This is a genomic window from Vibrio sp. 10N.222.52.C12 (genome assembly GCF_041474215.1).
GTDB lineage: Bacteria > Pseudomonadota > Gammaproteobacteria > Enterobacterales > Vibrionaceae > Vibrio > Vibrio crassostreae_C.
In genome coordinates, this window is sequence record NZ_JBFRTR010000091.1 from 14443 (window position 1) to 31205 (window position 16763).

Consider the following 16763-nt stretch of genomic DNA (forward strand, 5'->3'; position numbering starts at 1 on the left):
ATGTTACTTATTATCCGAGTTGCTTAAGCTCCAAACGTACGATGCAACAAGCTGAACTTTGTCTTCGCCTAGAATATCTTTCCAAGCGGGCATTACACCAGAACGTCCGTTCATTACTGTTTCAGTTACATCAGCACGAGAATCGCCGAACAACCAATCGCGGTCTGTTAGGTCAGGTGCACCTACTGCAGGGTTACCCTTACCATCAGTACCGTGACATGCAGCACACACGACGAAACGTGCTTTACCTGCTTCAGCTTCACGTACATTAACACTACGACCAGAAAGGCTAAGAGTATAGCTAACTACTTCTTTAACACCTTGCTCGCCTAGAGCGTCTTTCCACGCTGGCATTTGACCAACACGACCGTGCATGATCGTCGTAACGATAGCTTGTGGTTCACCACCATATAGCCATGCGTCATCAGTTAGGTTAGGAAAACCTTTCTGACCACGAGCATCAGAGCCGTGACACTGAGAACAGTTTTGCAAGAATAAACGTTGGCCTACTTTGATTGCGTCAGAGTCTGATGCAATGTCAGGGACAGAACGTAAACCATTTTCGTCGTGAGCTAGCTTTTTGAACGCTTCACCAAAGTAGGTGTTAGCATCATCAAGCTCTTTCGCGTACTCATCTAATTGTTTGTTTGCTTGAGCCGCAGCGATTGAAGAGCGAGACTCTTCGATACTGCGAACTTCTTGGTTTGAACTTGTCCAACCGAGTAGGCCTTTAAAGTTGCCAAGGCCAGGGTATAGAGCAAGGTAAACCGCTGCAAACACAATTGTGCTAATGAAAAGGTATGTCCACCATTTTGGTAGTGGGTTATTAAGCTCGCGAATACCATCGTATTCGTGGCCCATATCATGACCTTCTTCTACGCCTGTTCTATCTTTAAAACACCAACGAAGTAAGACCGCACAACCAATTAGGGTACCAATCGTAATCGCACTAACCCAGATACTCCAGAATGTACTCATTACTTTGTCACTCCTTGATTTTTAGAACTTGTTGCCGGCTCGTCGTCTGCGAACACAAGGTTCGCGTCTTCGTCGAAACGTGATTTACGATTCTTGCCATATGCCCACCAAACGATGCCAATGAAACAAGCAAAAACAGTAACAGTCCAAACACTTTGAAATGTAATAATATCCATAATTATTCCTTATTTCATTGCGTGGCCAAGCGATTGAAGGTAAGCGATGATTGCATCCATCTCTGTTTTTCCTTCAACATCTTGTTTAGCGTTAGCAATTTGTTCGTCTGTGTAAGGAACACCAAATTGATTACGGAAGAGTTCAAGCTTCTGTTTAGTCAATTTGCCATCAAGTACGTTCTCAGCAAGCCATGGGAAACCAGGCATGTTTGATTCAGGAACAAGTTCTCGAGGGTCTAGAAGGTGAACACGGTGCCACTCATCAGAGTAACGATCACCAACACGCGCCAGATCAGGACCCGTACGCTTAGAACCCCATAAGAATGGGTGTTCCCAAACGCTTTCGCCAGCTACAGAGTAGTGACCATAACGTTCAGTTTCAGAGCGGAAAGGGCGAATCATTTGGCTGTGACATACGTTACAACCTTCGCGGATATAGATATCACGACCTTCCATTTCCAGAGCAGAGTAAACGCGTAGGTTTTCTACAGGTTCTGTTGTCTGCTTTTGGAAAATAAGAGGGGTGATTTCTACTAAAGCACCAAAGCTGATAGCAATAACGATCAAGATCGCTAGTAAGCCAACGTTTTTCTCGACCAACTCATGGCGATTATTTGAATTTGAGCTCATTCTAAATCTCCTTAAGCCGGTTGAGGGATAGCTTTAAGGCTATCTTTAGGTGCTGAAACAGTTTTGTACGTGTTGTATGCCAATAAGAACATACCAGATAGGAAGATGAAACCACCTAAGAAACGTACAAAGTAGAACGGGTAAGAGGCTTCTACAGACTCTACAAAGCTGTAAGTCAATGTACCGTCAGAGTTAACTGCACGCCACATCAGACCTTGCATCACACCAGAAATCCACATTGCAACAATGTAGAAAACCGTACCAATCGTTGCTAACCAGAAGTGAACATTAATTAGAGATACAGAGTACATACGCTCTTGACCAAATAGTTTAGGAACTAAGTGGTAAACCGAACCGATAGAAACCATAGCAACCCAACCTAACGCACCAGAGTGAACGTGACCGATAGTCCAGTCCGTGTAGTGAGATAGTGCGTTAACCGTTTTAATTGCCATCATAGGGCCTTCGAAAGTCGACATGCCGTAGAATGATAGAGAAACGATTAGGAAACGTAGGATCGGATCGTAACGTAGCTTATGCCACGCACCAGATAGAGTCATGATACCGTTGATCATGCCACCCCAAGATGGAGCAAACAGTACCAAAGACATAACCATACCTAGAGATTGAGTCCAGTCTGGAAGTGCAGTGTAGTGTAGGTGGTGAGGACCAGCCCAGATATACAATGACACAAGAGCCCAGAAGTGAACAATCGACAAACGGTAAGAGTAAACAGGGCGACCAGCTTGTTTAGGGACGAAGTAATACATCATACCTAGGAAACCAGCTGTCAATAGGAAGCCTACCGCATTGTGTCCGTACCACCATTGCACCATTGCATCGATCGCACCGGAGTAAATCGAGTACGATTTAAACGCAGATACAGGAACAGCCAGGCTGTTAACGATGTGCAACACGGCAACCGTGATGATGAAGGCTCCGAAGAACCAGTTAGCTACATAAATGTGCGATGTCTTACGCTTAATCATGGTTCCGAAGAACACGACCGCATAAGCTACCCACACAAGAGTAATAGCAATATCGATTGGCCATTCAAGTTCTGCGTATTCTTTACCAGAGGTTAAACCTAACGGTAAAGTAATTGCAGCGGACAGGATAATCGCTTGCCAACCCCAAAAGGTAAAGGCTACGAGAGGACCACCAAAGAGACGCGTCTGACAGGTACGTTGTACAACATAATATGATGTTGCAAACAGCGCACTTGTACCGAACGCAAAAATAACCGCATTAGTATGCAGGGGACGTAAACGACTGTACGTCAGCCACGGCGTATCAAAGTTTAGCTGTGGCCAAACTAATTGAGCGGCAATCAAAACACCAACGCCCATACCGACAATACCCCATAAAATTGTAACGAGGGTAAATTGACGGACGACCGTATAGTTGTAGTTTTGTTCAAGCTGCTTTTCTTGGCTCATTTGCATGCTTCCAATTTCTTATTTACTACACTTTACTTCCAACACGACTCACGTCGTAATGCCACCCAAATTAGAAAAGGAAATTCAGCCTATTCAGGGCTTTATTTCCACTTGCTGATTTTAAAAAAAAGTGGCATTTTCAACGCGACACTATACTTGAATTAACAAATCAATGACAGAGTAGTAACCTTACGCTTGGTCTGGAATTGGATTTTTATTTAAAAACTTTGAACTTTGTAACAAGGAGTAAAGATTATAATGGCGGCACAAAAGCTAACAAAGGGCAGGCTTGTTCAAATTATCGTCATGTTGGTTATTTTAATAGCTGCATTTACTTGGAGAACAGTAACATACAACAACGACAAGACGGTGAACTGTATAATTTCAAAACCTTGTGAATTTGGTATTGATAAACATAATGTTTTGATTTCGGGTGATAGCCTAGGGTATTCAATTGAAACATCTGAAACTGGCAAATTTATCATTAGTAATAATGGAAGCGAAATTTTAGAAGAAAAAAGCCCAACAAATTGGCTTTTACAAACTAGTGCTAAGACCTCCTCAATAACAGTTACATTTCCACAACAGGTAAGTACGTTTTCTGTAAACCTTTCAAAAGAGTAATAAGGCCAAAACTGAGTTACTCCTCGGTTCTTTTGATAGAAATATGTACCAAATCAGTGAAACACAATGCATTTAAGTGTTATAAAGAGTGCATTAATAAAGTTTCCAGAAATCTATGAAATTTCTATCAAAAGTCTCTTATGCCTTAAGTGAAAACATCGCGATAGATGAGTTGCTCAGCGGGGTCGAAAACGCCGAGGAAATTGCTTGTCTTATTTGCTACTGCACAGAAGAGTACTCGACGCTCGCTGTACAGCGCTATTTAGTAGATGCTCTTCCAAACAGTCCGATACACGGATGTACCACCTGCCACGGTATCATGACCGAAACTGGGTTCCATTCTGGACCTGTGATTGGTGTACTTATCATCTATGACTCAGGGATCAACGCTTATGGTACTGGTATTGAGCACTTTGGTGAAACCATAGAGCACAGTACCTTCAACGCCATCGATAAAGCACTACAGAACGCCAATCGAGAAGGTGAAATACCCGACCTCATCTTGCTTCACTCGACGCCTGGCAATGAAGAAAAAGTGATGACAGCGATCGATAAGAAATTCGGTACTGAGGTGCCTATTATTGGTGGAAGCGCTGCCGACAACCAGGTTTCTGGAAATTGGAGTATCTTCACCGAAGAGTCGCTGTCTATAAATGGTGTGTCTTTAACGGTAGTGTTTGCGTCTCAGTCCATCTATTCCTCTTTCAGCGCGGGTCATACGCCTACGCGGTATTCAGGCACCGTGACCAAAGTAAGAAACCGAATTTTGTTGGAGATAGACCACAGGCCAGCCGTCACCGTTTACAACGAATGGACTAATTTCCACTTAGATGGCAGTGATGATGGCTACATATTCGAAAAGTCGTCAGTCTACCCATTAGGCAGGAAAGTCGGCTCTTCTTACGATTACCCATATTTCAAATTGTCTCATTCGATCAGAGAGACGGAGTGTAATGGGATTGAGCTGTTCACAGACATCAGTGAAGGCGACACCATCTACCTGATGCAAGGGTCTAAGCAGCAGTTGATTAGCCGCGCCGCGAATATCATTCACTCCTCATACTACAACGACATGGATCTTGAAGAGAAACTAGGGGCGATCAATATCTTTTGTGCAGGCCCAATGTTGAACCTTAAACAAGATATGGATGAGGTTTGTGACCAAATAAATCAAGCACTTAATGGGCTCCCATACATATGTCCGTTTACGTTTGGTGAACAAGGCAGGCTCTCTGGTGGCGAGAATGCACACGGGAATTTAATGGTATCGTCTGCAACGTTTTATAGGTTGAAAAAGTAATGGGTTCTGAAGGTCAAGAAGCGCTGCAAGAAGCTCGTATTGAACTGCAAAAGCTAAAATCCCGTGAGCGTAAACTGGCTGAAGAGAATAGAGTGATCTTGTCTACTATCTCTGCGATCAGCAAGGCAAGTAACATATCAGAGATATTCTCAAGCTTGGAATATGTACTCAAAAAATACATTAAGTTTGATGACTTTATTGTGGTATCAAGGGTAGGGAAGGAAGGTGATTTCAAAACCCTGCTGACCAATAACAAAGTCTTCGAACAGATGTTGTGGACTGATTGTGGCAAGCTATCGCGTGTCATCAACGGAGAATGTGCCATCCTTTTTGAACCCAAATCATTGGGTGAATTCAACTCTTTGCATCCCATCGTTCTCGACCAAATTAATTCAGTTCTCATTACAGGTATTGATAGTGGGCTGACACAATCTGTTATTATTTTCGTCCATTCCAACACCAAGCACTTTAGTATTGAGACCAAAGCAACCCTAAACCGTTTTCGACCACTGATAGAGCGTGCTGTTTTCGATATTGAGAACAAAGAAAAGCTTGAAGCCACTGTTCGAGAACGTACTGCAGAGCTTGTTACAGCAAGAAAAGACGCGGAACGAGCGAACAAGGCAAAGTCTGAATTCTTAGCTATGATGAGCCATGAACTGAGAACGCCTTTAAACGCTATTATAGGATTGATTGACGCATTAAAATCCACACAGTTAAATGAAGAACAACAATCTATACTGCTTAATATGAGCACATCATCTGAGCTTCTATTAGCGATCATTAGTGACGTATTGGACTTTTCCAAAATAGAATCGGGATGTTTCTCACTTGCACCTCAATGGACCAATATTAGAGACACTGTAACTTTTGTTTTATCTGAACAAATAAAAGCAGCAGACGAAAAAGGGCTTCAACTCACCGTGACCAGCGATATCCCTGAAGGTGAACTTCATTATATTGACCCGAGCCGCTTGGCACAGATTCTCTTTAACCTAATTGGCAATGCGATTAAGTTCACTAACCGCGGACATGTTCATGTTTCTATTGAATACCGACAGAGTTCATTCTACATAACAGTTGAAGACACCGGGATTGGTATCAGTTCACAGAAACTTTCTTCATTATTTAGTCCGTTCATTCAGGCCGATAGCACAATAACTCGTAGATTTGGCGGCACCGGTTTGGGTTTGGCCATCACGAAACGACTTGTTGAACTCATGCGTGGGCGTATATCTGTAGAAAGTGAACCGGACAAAGGCTCGAAATTTGAAGTACAGTTGCCGGTACTTACTAGAGTTACGAATAATCTGGCTAACAAAGAAGACGAATCTTCACGAGAGTTAAGAAGCCGTTATTCCGTGTTAGTTGTCGAAGACAATCCAACGAATCAAATGGTGATAAAGTTAATCCTTACAAGACAAGGCCACGAGGTTTTCATCGCAAGTAATGGTGAAGAAGCGATTGGCTTTATTGAAAGAGGCAACGAATCAATAGACATTATCTTAATGGATGTGTCGATGCCGGTCATGGATGGATTAACCACAACCAAATACATGAGAGACGCAAACATCAAAACACCAATCGTTGCGCTAACAGCACACACATCAGTAGAAGACAAATGTTCGTGCTTAGATGTCGGCATGAATGATTTCGTGACCAAGCCAGTAAGAACTAAAGAGATCACAGAAGCAATTGATCGATTAATGCTTGAAGTCTAATAAACGTATTCTTAATCGAAGATTAGGAAATATGTTTATTAGGTATTTTATGGTAAATAGCCTTACTGTTAAATAGAACATCGATTTGGTAGATAAACAAGAGGCAGGGCATCGCACAAAGATACCTGCCTTATAAATACCAAACACCATTTAACATAATATACATAATACGCACCAAAAAGGAGATTGAAATCTGAGAGGTTTCAGGGCCTGTTACTCGCGTAATTATACGTACAGCGCCGCATGAATCTATCTATTTAATTACTGGCTGGCTTTGACTCCGCGTTAATTGGATTAAATCGTGATGGCTTTATCACATGTCTGCTCAAACTTAATTAAGACTTCTAATTACGGATGCCTCTCCAAAGTTAGTCCAGAGTCTCTGCTGGTTGAGTGTTAAAAGCTATTACCCTGATTTTGCTTACCAAAAGAACCTAGATGATTAACGCTTCCACTAACTCTCGGTCTATTGTCCGTACTACCAATAAACTGAAAAGACTTGGTTACTCTTGTTCGCTAGATTTAACGGTCCCAAAAGACCAAGCGAACTCCCGAATCATCTAGTCTTGTTTACCTATGTTGGCTTGTTCTTCACCAAATTGAATCAACTATCAACGTCATCAGTAACATCCGTACTCGTTTTTCAAACCACTAACTTTGAATTTTCTGATGCCCAACGGTCATTGTTACCAAACTGCGTTGCCATCCAAAACGAACTTCTATAAACGACTTGGCTAATCGTAAGTTACAGTGCAACATAAATTCTATTAACCTCTGTCTGGACTATATTAACTTGTCTCATAACTGCGATAATGACACTTCTATTACCAACAAGTCTTTAAAATCAGATCTTTAGGCTAGTTCTCAATTAGTTAGAGTATCTTTTGTTTGTTAACATATTCTGGAACAGAATAACTTATTATCTTAGAAGGCTTTACATGAAAATCAGTACAATCGCCCTATCGCTATTCACCGCTTTTTTTGGCATCAGCTCGCAGGCGCTTGCTAGTGAAAACGAAAACTCACCTAGAGAGCATGGTCATTTTTATGCTGGTGTTGATATCGGCTTTTATAATGAAACTGAATTAGAATATCGTGGCAGCGCCATTGAAGATTCATCTGATCTATCAGACTTTAGCTATAACTTGGTTGGAGGCTACGAATTCAATACACATGATGTCGTCAAACTGGGGCTAGAAGCCGAGTACCGAAAAATCGGAAAAGTTAGCTATAACGACTTAATGGATATTGAAGGCCATGCTTTCTTCGTAAACATTAAACCAAAGTTTATTGTTGAAGGTGACGTATTAGATCTGTATGTATCTTTATTAGCCGGTGTTGGCTCTATGGATATGGAAGCGAAAGCTTTTGGAGTATCAGACTCTAAGTCTGAAGCAGCCTACCAAGTTGGTGCTGAGCTTGGTGCGATGGTAACAGACAACATCGATATCCATATTGGTTACCGCTATGCAAACGTTGAAATTGAATCCATCGATGTGTCACCTCAAACCGCTTACCTAGGTGCAAGGTACCACTTCTAAACTTGATTCACTCGTAGGCTCAATACTACTAAAGCCGTCCTTTTAAAGCTCGGCTTTAATTTTAATCACCTATTTCCCTACTCGACCTCTACTTTGACAAGACAATTCAACCATAAATAAAGTTACGTTGTATCTTCTGTAAAAAGTTACAACTTGAAAGCTTTGCCCTAACGCAAAATAAACCACTTTAACAGGCTACTATTTCGTGTTTAAATTTTGATCTATCAAACAGTTATACGAATAAATTTGGTGATTAAGCAATCAAATGCTATGCATTCAATCCTTAAAAATAAATTAAAGTGTTAACATCAGGCAATTTTGTAAACTAGGTGTTTGATATGTTGCCTAAACTTTATAAGTTCAGATCGCTCCACGACAGAAACATACAATCTATTTCCGAGTGTTCGTTGTGGTTTGATTACGCTAAAACTTTTAATAACCCTTTTGAATCTAACCACGCATTCAACAAAGAGCTTCAACAAAACTTTAAGATCATGTGTTTCTCTCAGTCGAACGACCACCCAATACTATGGTCGCAGTATGGTGACAACTTTAAAGGCATGTGTATCGAGTATGATCTCAACTGCTATAACGGCGAGGCCAATCTCAACTGTTTTGAAGTCCAGTATGAAGACGAACCGAATATGTTCCGCCCGACATCGCTAAGAGGTTTACAAACATCAAGACTGGGAGCTGAGATATTCAAAATTAAGCATTCTAATTGGCGTTATGAAAAGGAATACCGCTGGGTATTACCTGATGACGAGATGATCGGAAATAGACTCTACCTTAATAGAGAGTGCCTAAGCTCGGTGATTCTGTCAGAGCACGCTCCTGCCGACAGGAAATTGAAAGTTCTGATGACTTGCCAGCGCCTTGGTATCCCTGTTAAACACGCAATAGCAAAGCAAGAGTCGTTTACCTTCGAAGTGGTCAGTTAAGTAGAGTGTAATCCTACTGTTTAGCGCCAAAACAAGACATTCACATAAAGTTACAGCGCAACAAAAAAGAGAGCGACATTAATGAGACTCTCTCTTTTTATTACATGTTCACCGTAAGCTTTCCCAGTACTTTATCTTGCATCTGCTCAATCGTCGCGATAGACATTTGAACAGTTGAAAACCAATAAGGTCGGTGCTTAACGTTAAATAGTTCACTATTATCTAACGCCTCGAAAACAGAATATTTTCTACCTTGAGCCAAAGCTGCACCATAAACCGTTCGCTCAAGTACTGGAATGTCATTCACTTCCTCTAGAAGTGCCCTCTTGATGAACTGATTTCCAGGGCTCCAATCTATAAATTCAACGAGGTTTTTTAGTAGCTTAAGCTCTAGCTGCTCGACCATTGATTCAAGAAACTGTGTGTTTGGCATCACCTCAGTACAAGCATAATATTCGTCATGCTTGTCACTTGCTTCACGATAACCAAGCATCGTTTTTACCAATGCGTCTTCAAACGTTGAAGAAAAGTGGTTACAAATTAAAAACAAAGGCAGAACTCTCAACACACCAAGTAAAATGCCTACGTTAGGATCTTTAACCGACGTTTCTTGAAGTCGAATTCGAGTCGCATTTGACGTCACGACCAAGTGTTGCCAAACCTTAGGTGTGATGTGTTTAATGTTGCCATCATTCCACTTAATCAGCTGTTGACTCATTAACAATGGGAACAATAAACGACAATTTTCTATTCCTATTTGTCGTGCTGCAACTTTTGGATCGAGAATTACCTTAGATTTCTTTCCATATTTATCTGCAAACTCTTGATTGGAAACAAACTCGATTAAACTTGAGCTCAATGGCCTACTTTTCGCGGATATTTCATGGAGTTTGGAAAAGTTTAAAGATGGCGAATACGCAACACTAGCGAACTGATTGTAATCGGGTAAGTCTGAAAACAACGAACTTATTAAGGTACCTTGAAGCTTCTCAAGCATTAGCGCAGAAGCGGCATTGCTGACATCATCGATAACGTATCGTAAGGTTTGTTGCTTCGCGTCGACTTTTTCACGATGAGCATTGACTCTATCCTGCTCGCAGCGCAATAAAATACGTTGATTGTGAGATATGCGGTCAGATTCATCAAATATGACACTATCACAATACCTATTTTCCAAACTTAGTAACGTGTCTACTGTAGATTGTGCGAGCTTATATTCAGGTGAGATTAACCATCGATTAAAGCGAGCTTCAACATTGATTGAGACCTTCCTTGAGATCTCAACTACTTCAGAGGTATAACTTTTATTTGCTAACAACAACCGTGACTTTCCTTTGCCGTAAATGCTCTTGTATCGGCATATCCTGCCTTTATAACAAAACTAATATTAATAGAAATTAGAGATTGGTTCACGAAATTGTTTCAATAAAATTAAGGATATTTAGTTATAGTGCGTTGAGAGTGGCTAGTGTGTGATATGTAGCCGGATATACTTTTCTGGAAAGCTGTATTTGAACCTTTTCTTCGTCGGTAGGTGTTTTTTCGCCTGCTTGCAAACTTTACTATCTCCAGACGTTCTCACCTTTTTGATTCTTGCGTAACCTTTAGAGTGCTTCATCTCAATCATCAGATCGCAATAACCCTCGAAATCAACATTACTCTTGTTGAGCCCTTTCATGACGGTTACTTTTATCTTTTTAGCTACAGGATTAACCAATGCATCGTCGGGAAAAGCGACTGGGGATAAAAAACATAATAGTAATACTAGATATCTCATACTGCTCTCTCTTTGTTGAGGGTGAGAACAGTATGCGGAGATTTAAGAGAAATGAAGGATTAACTTAGTATGAGGATTGACCAGCTAACGCGTAACTCTCAACGATTACGCTTTCTTTGAGCCTTTAGACTTAAAACCATTATGCGGGAACACGTTACGAATACGTTGCTGTACGTTTTTAGGAACATCTTTAGTGAACTTGAGATTGTAACCAGAACGTTTTGCATACACTTTTAGCTTGCCTTTAAAGGTATTGTTATGACCAATCTCTTGAAGGTTGTGCTTAAAGCTCGGTGGAAGATGCCCTTTAACTTGTTCGATCGCCCCGTCGCTAAATTTAATTTTCAATACCGGTCGGTCGACTGCTACTAACCAAAAAACTAATACCGCACCGATTAAGATTACGTACATCATAATGTCACCACTACTGTTGATGGTTATTTATCGTCAGAAAGGAGCTTGCTTAAGTCTTCTTTGAGGCTAGTCACCGTCTTGCTGGCCTGCTCACTACGAGACGCTTCGCTAACCAAATACTCGATGGCATCTGAGAGCGTACAACCTAGCTCGTTCGCACGTTGAGATAGCTTTTCCCATACACGGTAATCAAGGTCGATTGATTTCTTCTTTGTATGAACTTGTTCAGCATTGAAGTGGCGTTTTCGCTTAGCTCTGATCGCTTGTTTAAGCTTGTTATCGAGCTCAGGAGACATGTTGTTAGATATCCACTCAAGGACACCTGTAGGTTGGTGTTCAAGCTTCAATAAGGCTTTAACAGCAACGTCAGCTTCACTTGAATCTATGTGGCAGGTGATCGACTCGCCTTCTTTCCATTTTTTGACCAGATAGTTCCATTTCCAACCACATTCCAAGTTTTCAAGTTGCTGATATTTCATGTCTAATCTCGAGAGTTAATCCTAGTGACAGCGTAACCCAAAATAGGCTATTTAACAATTATGATCTTGAAAGAATAGACCAAGATCATACTTATATTAGCTTAGTGATTAGTAACTACAACATAGAGCTACAAGCGAGATCGGTTTTTCTATATACTCCCTACCTCATTATCATAATCAGAAACTTAAATGACTCAAGTAGATTGGCGACATGTTACGCCTCAGTACGACGAATATAGCGCTCAATTAGAGCAATTCCCTGACATCTCGCCTTTCCCGTTTTCAGATATTCAACATAGATTCAAAGATGCGTTAACCCGCTTTGTCCGTTTGTCTAACCTTTCGCGTGTTTTACTTGTAAACGCTCCAGACAATTCGATCTATCGTCAAATGATTGTTGAATCTCTAGTCACTGCTTTAGATGATCACACTCTACCGGTTATAAAAACTGAGTCTTTAAATGCTGTCTCTCTGTTTGACCAAGTTCAGTCAAAAGACGGTAAGGTTGTAGCGACAAAGCCCGGCCTACTGGCTAGAGCAAACAACGGCTATCTGATCGTTTCAGCAAACTTGATCTTGGCCAACCCAGGAAGCTGGTTACTGCTTAAATCAGCACTGCTTGGTGAAGCCGTAGAACCAATCAGCAGTAATCCAGAGCACTTGAACCAATCCCCGACTTTGCCTTTGACTTACAACATTAAGTTGATTGTTGTTGGAGACAGAGCTCAACTAGGTGACCTTGATTACCTGGACAGCGATATTCAAACCGGCTTTTGCCTATTTAGCGAAATTGAACAAGATATCAAGCTCTCTGAAGAGACTTTGACTCAATATCTTGGTTACCTTAAGTGGCTTCAACAACGTTATGAATTGGCAACCATCACGCAACAAGCGTTGACGGGCATTCTTACTGCCGGAGCAAGAGAAACGGAAGATCAAAGCTATATTCCATTATGCCCTATTTGGCACAATGCATTATTGAACGAAGCTCTGATTGAAGCCGACAATGGTGAGATTGATATTCACCATATCCAACAAGCTCAACAGCACAAATATAACCGCGAATCTTACCTACCAGAACGCGCCCTTGATGATATTCGAGATGGCCAAGTCATTATCGAAACCGAGGGCGAACAAGTTGGTCAAGTTAATGGTCTGACGGTTATCGATGTTCCAGGACACCCGATCTCTTATGGTGAACCTGCACGAATTTCCTGCGTTATTCACTTTGGTGATGGGGATATTGCCGACGTTGAGCGCAAAGCCGAGTTGGGTGGTAATCTTCATGCTAAAGGTATGATGATCATGCAAGCATTTGTGAGCAGCGCACTAAACCTTGAAGATCCGTTGCCATACGCTGCTTCTGTTGTGTTTGAGCAATCGTATTGCGAAGTAGACGGCGATAGTGCTTCTCTTGCTGAGCTTTGTTCTCTGGTGAGTGCTTTGTCTGAATACCCTATCAATCAACAAATTGCGGTTACAGGTGCAGTTGACCAATTTGGACGTGTGCAAGCTGTTGGCGGGCTAAACGAGAAAATCGAAGGCTTCTACCATGTGTGTAAGCACAACGGCTTAACAGGCGAACAAGGTGTGATCCTTCCAAGATCTAACTTAAGGCATCTTGCACTAAAGCCTGACCTTATTGAAAGCATTAAGAATGAAGAATTCCATATTTGGTCTGTGTCTAATGTAGACGAAGCAATTCCTCTCATTATGAACAAGCCATTTAGAGACGATGAACAAGAAAGCGTTCTGAGTAAAATCGCGGAACGTATTGAAAACTTTGAAAGACATGAGCACCCTATTGGAATCGTTGGACGCATTAAAAACTGGTTTGTCTAGTACTGATCGGACTTGTTTAGCGTACACCTGTTCACTAATATGCACCTATCAAAAATCGGAGTAATTGATAATGCAAAACAAACGTGATTCTTACACTCGCGAAGAGCTTCTAGCATCAAGCCAAGGCGAACTATGGCCACAAGGCCCTCAACTACCAGCACCGAACATGCTAATGATGGATCGCATCACTAAGATGTCTGAAACTGAAGGTGATTACGGTAAAGGTTTAGTTCTTGCTGAGCTGGATATTACTCCTGACCTATGGTTCTTCGATTGTCACTTCCCGGGTGACCCAGTAATGCCTGGTTGTCTAGGTCTTGACGCAATGTGGCAGCTTGTTGGCTTCTACCTTGGTTGGGTTGGCGGCGAAGGTAAAGGCCGTGCTCTAGGTGTTGGCGAAGTGAAATTCACTGGTCAAATTCTACCTACTGCGAAAAAAGTAACTTACGAGATCCACATGAAGCGTGTTGTTAACCGTCGTCTAGTTATGGGCCTTGCGGATGGTCGCGTACTTGTTGATGGTAAAGAGATCTACGTTGCTAAAGATTTGAAAGTTGGCCTTTTCCAAGATACGTCAGCATTCTAATCTAATAGTTAGATTTTTAGTAAAGCAGCCCATGGCTGCTTTATTTTCGTTCCAATAAATTTAGTTATAGTGCATTAAAGTATCCCGTATTAAGCTTGAAACAGGATAAATCCACCAGCGATACGCTTATGATAGCGAAACTAGAATGCTACATAGCTCTGGGAGTCTTTGTGTTGTTCTGAAACTAACAAGGCTCCAGCCGTTGTAATCAACAGACAATGGAGCCCTGACCTTGAATTCTTTACGCCCTATCTACTTATAGAGACCTGATTGCTTGTCATCTTTGGCGTCACGCCATCCACCTAACCAATAAGACCGAGAATCCATTTGGCTATATGGGCAAGCTTCTTGCGACCGTCCATTTAAACCAGCCTTGTAGCCTTGAGATTGTGCTCGTTCTAGTCGATCACGCTTTTGTCTCTTCATAGTGCAGTCCTCATACGGGTGTTACATTTACTAACATACAATGATTACAACTTTACGGAGTTTTTGTGACTCCAACTTTAAGAATCGAACAATTTTTTACTTTTCTCAAGGCGAAAAAAAGCCCGAATTCAGAAATGTGAACTCGGGCTCAAGAGATAAAATTATTTAAATTTTCTACGGAACCCTAATAGACCAAGAACAGTCAAAGTTAACCAACCTAGACTACCGCCTTGACGATCAACTTTTTCTGAGTCGGCACTACGAGTTTGAATATCATCTTTAGTCGCACCTGCAATTGGAACCAGTTTAACCGCAACAACCTCTTCTACCGCATTAGATGACGCACCGGCACAGTATGAGTTATGAGACGTTGTATCGTAGGCTTGTTCCTTATCTCCTCTACCATCTCCATCTGTATCAAGCATGCATTTAATAGCTGTCGCAGAAATCACACCGGCATCATTAATATCTGTCGCATCAATGATACGGAAATAGTTATTAGCGTCAGAGTAATCTTGCCCATCTGCGTTTGCACCGTTTGTTAGATCATCTATCCACCAAGCTTGGCCATTAAAGATGTCTACACGACGCTCATCTTTCGAGGAGTCGACATTGTATGGGTAGATAAAGCCTCTATGTCTACGCTCACTGCCATCAACCTCACGAGTGGTTTCTGCATCTATTTGACCGACAAACTCATTGAAGTTGTTAACGGCTTTAGCTTCACCACTTGAGCCACCAAAGAAGATACCACCAGACAAGTACGTTGCTGTTGGGTTTTTGGCATCGGTTACAACGAAAGGCTTATTACCTGCACTACCACTCTCTGGTACATAACCATTACGCTTAGAATAACCAACAGCGAACAAATTATCGTTGATGTCAGTCGCTACAGAGTTACTGTATCTAGCATCGTCATTCGATGAACCAGATTTTACCTCTGCGCCGCTGATAATTTTAGTTTCCCAAGTAGCACCGGTAATGTCTAATGAGTCACTTACAAAGACACTTGCATTCATGTCTTGTAGATCACCATTACCATTCACTGTATCGAAACCTACGCCGTATAACTTTCCTGAGTTTTCCGCAAGGCCACGCATGCTTCCCTGAGCAAAGTAGTCTCCAGTTTTGGGGATATCACCTTGCTTCCAAATAAATTGATGAACTTCTCCGTCTTTCCAGATAGCAGCTTTAGAACTGAATGTCGTATCAGAAGTATCCGTTTTAGGTCCCTGTACCGAAATGCTACCAAAATTGTAAACGATGTCTGTAGTACCATCATTAACGGTTAGAGCGCCCCAAGCACGTGATTCAGATGAGGCTGTAAGAGGCACTGTTGTAACCGCATTATAACGAATATCGTTACCGTTTGACTTAATACCAAGTGGTGCACCTGATTCATCCAGAGCAGTAATTGCTACATTATAAGGACTTATAGAGCTACCGTTATCAATAAAAGCTTTCGCGTTTACATAACTAAGGTCGCTTTCTTTACTCCAAGTAGCCCAACGATTGTCGGCCCAACTTTCACAAGTAGAATATCTAAGCTCGCGGTAGCAGTAGTTTTCAAAGTCATCACGTTCTTGAATGTATTGGAAGGGTGCATCCATAGCAAACGGAACTTCTTCGCGATAACCGATTCCATCAACTGCATTGCGAGTTTCACCAGCCAATTTAAAGCTATCACATGCAACTCCGCCAACGGTACCAGTCGTAAAACAACTTTCAGTGTCTGTAACTGTTGCTGGCTGAATCGCTACACCAAAGATTTCAGATGCACCTGTAATCGAAGGCGTTACTTCAACTACTTTGTAAAGTGCAGCGTTGGCATTGGTTGCAGCCAAAACTAGCGCTGCAACTGTTGTTAATTTAAATTTAGTACAAGTCAT

17 protein-coding genes are annotated in these 16763 nt (G+C 41.6%); 7 read left to right on the top strand and 10 right to left on the bottom strand.

The genetic code is table 11. From position 1 onward, the window contains the following. Positions 1–3: 3 nt before the first annotated feature. From ccoP to ccoN, 4 genes are read right to left on the bottom strand one after another with little or no spacing between them, the layout of a single operon-like run. Entirely contained in the window at positions 4–978 is a 975-nt protein-coding gene (gene ccoP / locus AB4623_RS16460; protein WP_010440814.1) for a cytochrome-c oxidase, cbb3-type subunit III, read from the bottom strand. Beyond that, positions 978–1154, bottom strand: coding sequence for a CcoQ/FixQ family Cbb3-type cytochrome c oxidase assembly chaperone (locus AB4623_RS16465; protein WP_009846708.1), 177 nt, complete (start codon positions 1152–1154; stop codon positions 978–980). The genes ccoP and AB4623_RS16465 overlap by 1 nt, the downstream gene beginning before the upstream one ends. A 9-nt stretch (positions 1155–1163) precedes the next feature. Continuing rightward, positions 1164–1784: a cytochrome-c oxidase, cbb3-type subunit II gene (ccoO, locus tag AB4623_RS16470; RefSeq protein ID WP_016767204.1), complete on the bottom strand. Its 621-nt coding sequence runs from the start codon at positions 1782–1784 to the stop codon at positions 1164–1166. Between the two features lie 11 nt (positions 1785–1795). Beyond that, positions 1796–3229 (bottom strand): cytochrome-c oxidase, cbb3-type subunit I, encoded by a 1434-nt coding sequence (ccoN, locus tag AB4623_RS16475; protein ID WP_008221953.1) that lies wholly within the window; start codon positions 3227–3229, stop codon positions 1796–1798. Between the two features lie 252 nt (positions 3230–3481). On the opposite strand from ccoN, the gene AB4623_RS16480 reads away from it, so the two are divergent. The 5 genes from AB4623_RS16480 (at position 3482) to AB4623_RS16500 (ending at position 9350) form a co-directional block, all read left to right on the top strand. Next, positions 3482–3847, top strand: coding sequence for a hypothetical protein (locus tag AB4623_RS16480; protein ID WP_016767203.1), 366 nt, complete (start codon positions 3482–3484; stop codon positions 3845–3847). 115 nt (positions 3848–3962) lie between these two features. Beyond that, positions 3963–5147: an FIST signal transduction protein gene (locus AB4623_RS16485; RefSeq protein ID WP_372146878.1), complete on the top strand. Its 1185-nt coding sequence runs from the start codon at positions 3963–3965 to the stop codon at positions 5145–5147. After that, positions 5147–6868 carry an ATP-binding protein gene (locus tag AB4623_RS16490; protein WP_372146880.1) on the top strand — a complete coding sequence of 574 codons (1722 nt, stop codon included), beginning with the start codon at positions 5147–5149 and terminating at the stop codon, positions 6866–6868. The genes AB4623_RS16485 and AB4623_RS16490 overlap by 1 nt, the downstream gene beginning before the upstream one ends. A 938-nt stretch (positions 6869–7806) precedes the next feature. Continuing rightward, complete coding sequence (locus tag AB4623_RS16495; RefSeq protein WP_017059668.1) at positions 7807–8409, top strand: porin family protein; 603 nt, start codon at positions 7807–7809, stop codon at positions 8407–8409. Between the two features lie 338 nt (positions 8410–8747). After that, on the top strand, positions 8748–9350 hold the full coding sequence (locus tag AB4623_RS16500) for a DUF2971 domain-containing protein (protein WP_372146881.1): 603 nt from the start codon (positions 8748–8750) through the stop codon (positions 9348–9350). Between the two features lie 100 nt (positions 9351–9450). Here AB4623_RS16500 and AB4623_RS16505 read toward each other — a convergent pair whose 3' ends face one another. The 4 genes from AB4623_RS16505 to matP all read right to left on the bottom strand — a co-directional run bounded on the left by AB4623_RS16505 (position 9451) and on the right by matP (position 12020). Beyond that, on the bottom strand, positions 9451–10671 hold the full coding sequence (locus tag AB4623_RS16505) for a hypothetical protein (protein ID WP_171733513.1): 1221 nt from the start codon (positions 10669–10671) through the stop codon (positions 9451–9453). Between the two features lie 144 nt (positions 10672–10815). Next, a complete protein-coding gene (locus tag AB4623_RS16510) occupies positions 10816–11127 on the bottom strand; it encodes a hypothetical protein (protein ID WP_017059671.1) in 312 nt (103 codons plus the stop codon). 105 nt (positions 11128–11232) lie between these two features. Then, positions 11233–11541 carry a DUF3634 family protein gene (locus AB4623_RS16515; RefSeq protein WP_372146883.1) on the bottom strand — a complete coding sequence of 103 codons (309 nt, stop codon included), beginning with the start codon at positions 11539–11541 and terminating at the stop codon, positions 11233–11235. 23 nt (positions 11542–11564) lie between these two features. Beyond that, positions 11565–12020 carry a macrodomain Ter protein MatP gene (gene matP, locus AB4623_RS16520; protein ID WP_017059673.1) on the bottom strand — a complete coding sequence of 152 codons (456 nt, stop codon included), beginning with the start codon at positions 12018–12020 and terminating at the stop codon, positions 11565–11567. 189 nt (positions 12021–12209) lie between these two features. Between matP and AB4623_RS16525 the strand changes: the two genes are divergently transcribed. Together AB4623_RS16525 and fabA are read left to right on the top strand one after the other, a co-directional pair. After that, positions 12210–13862, top strand: a complete 1653-nt coding sequence (locus tag AB4623_RS16525; protein WP_372146885.1) for an AAA family ATPase — start codon at positions 12210–12212, stop codon at positions 13860–13862. 70 nt (positions 13863–13932) lie between these two features. Then, complete coding sequence (gene fabA / locus AB4623_RS16530; RefSeq protein WP_017059675.1) at positions 13933–14448, top strand: bifunctional 3-hydroxydecanoyl-ACP dehydratase/trans-2-decenoyl-ACP isomerase; 516 nt, start codon at positions 13933–13935, stop codon at positions 14446–14448. 252 nt (positions 14449–14700) lie between these two features. Here fabA and rmf read toward each other — a convergent pair whose 3' ends face one another. Both rmf and AB4623_RS16540 read right to left on the bottom strand, forming a co-directional pair. Further along, positions 14701–14874 (bottom strand): ribosome modulation factor, encoded by a 174-nt coding sequence (rmf, locus tag AB4623_RS16535; protein ID WP_017059676.1) that lies wholly within the window; start codon positions 14872–14874, stop codon positions 14701–14703. A gap of 161 nt (positions 14875–15035) precedes the next feature. Further along, positions 15036–16763: a DUF3466 family protein gene (locus tag AB4623_RS16540; protein WP_372146887.1), complete on the bottom strand. Its 1728-nt coding sequence runs from the start codon at positions 16761–16763 to the stop codon at positions 15036–15038.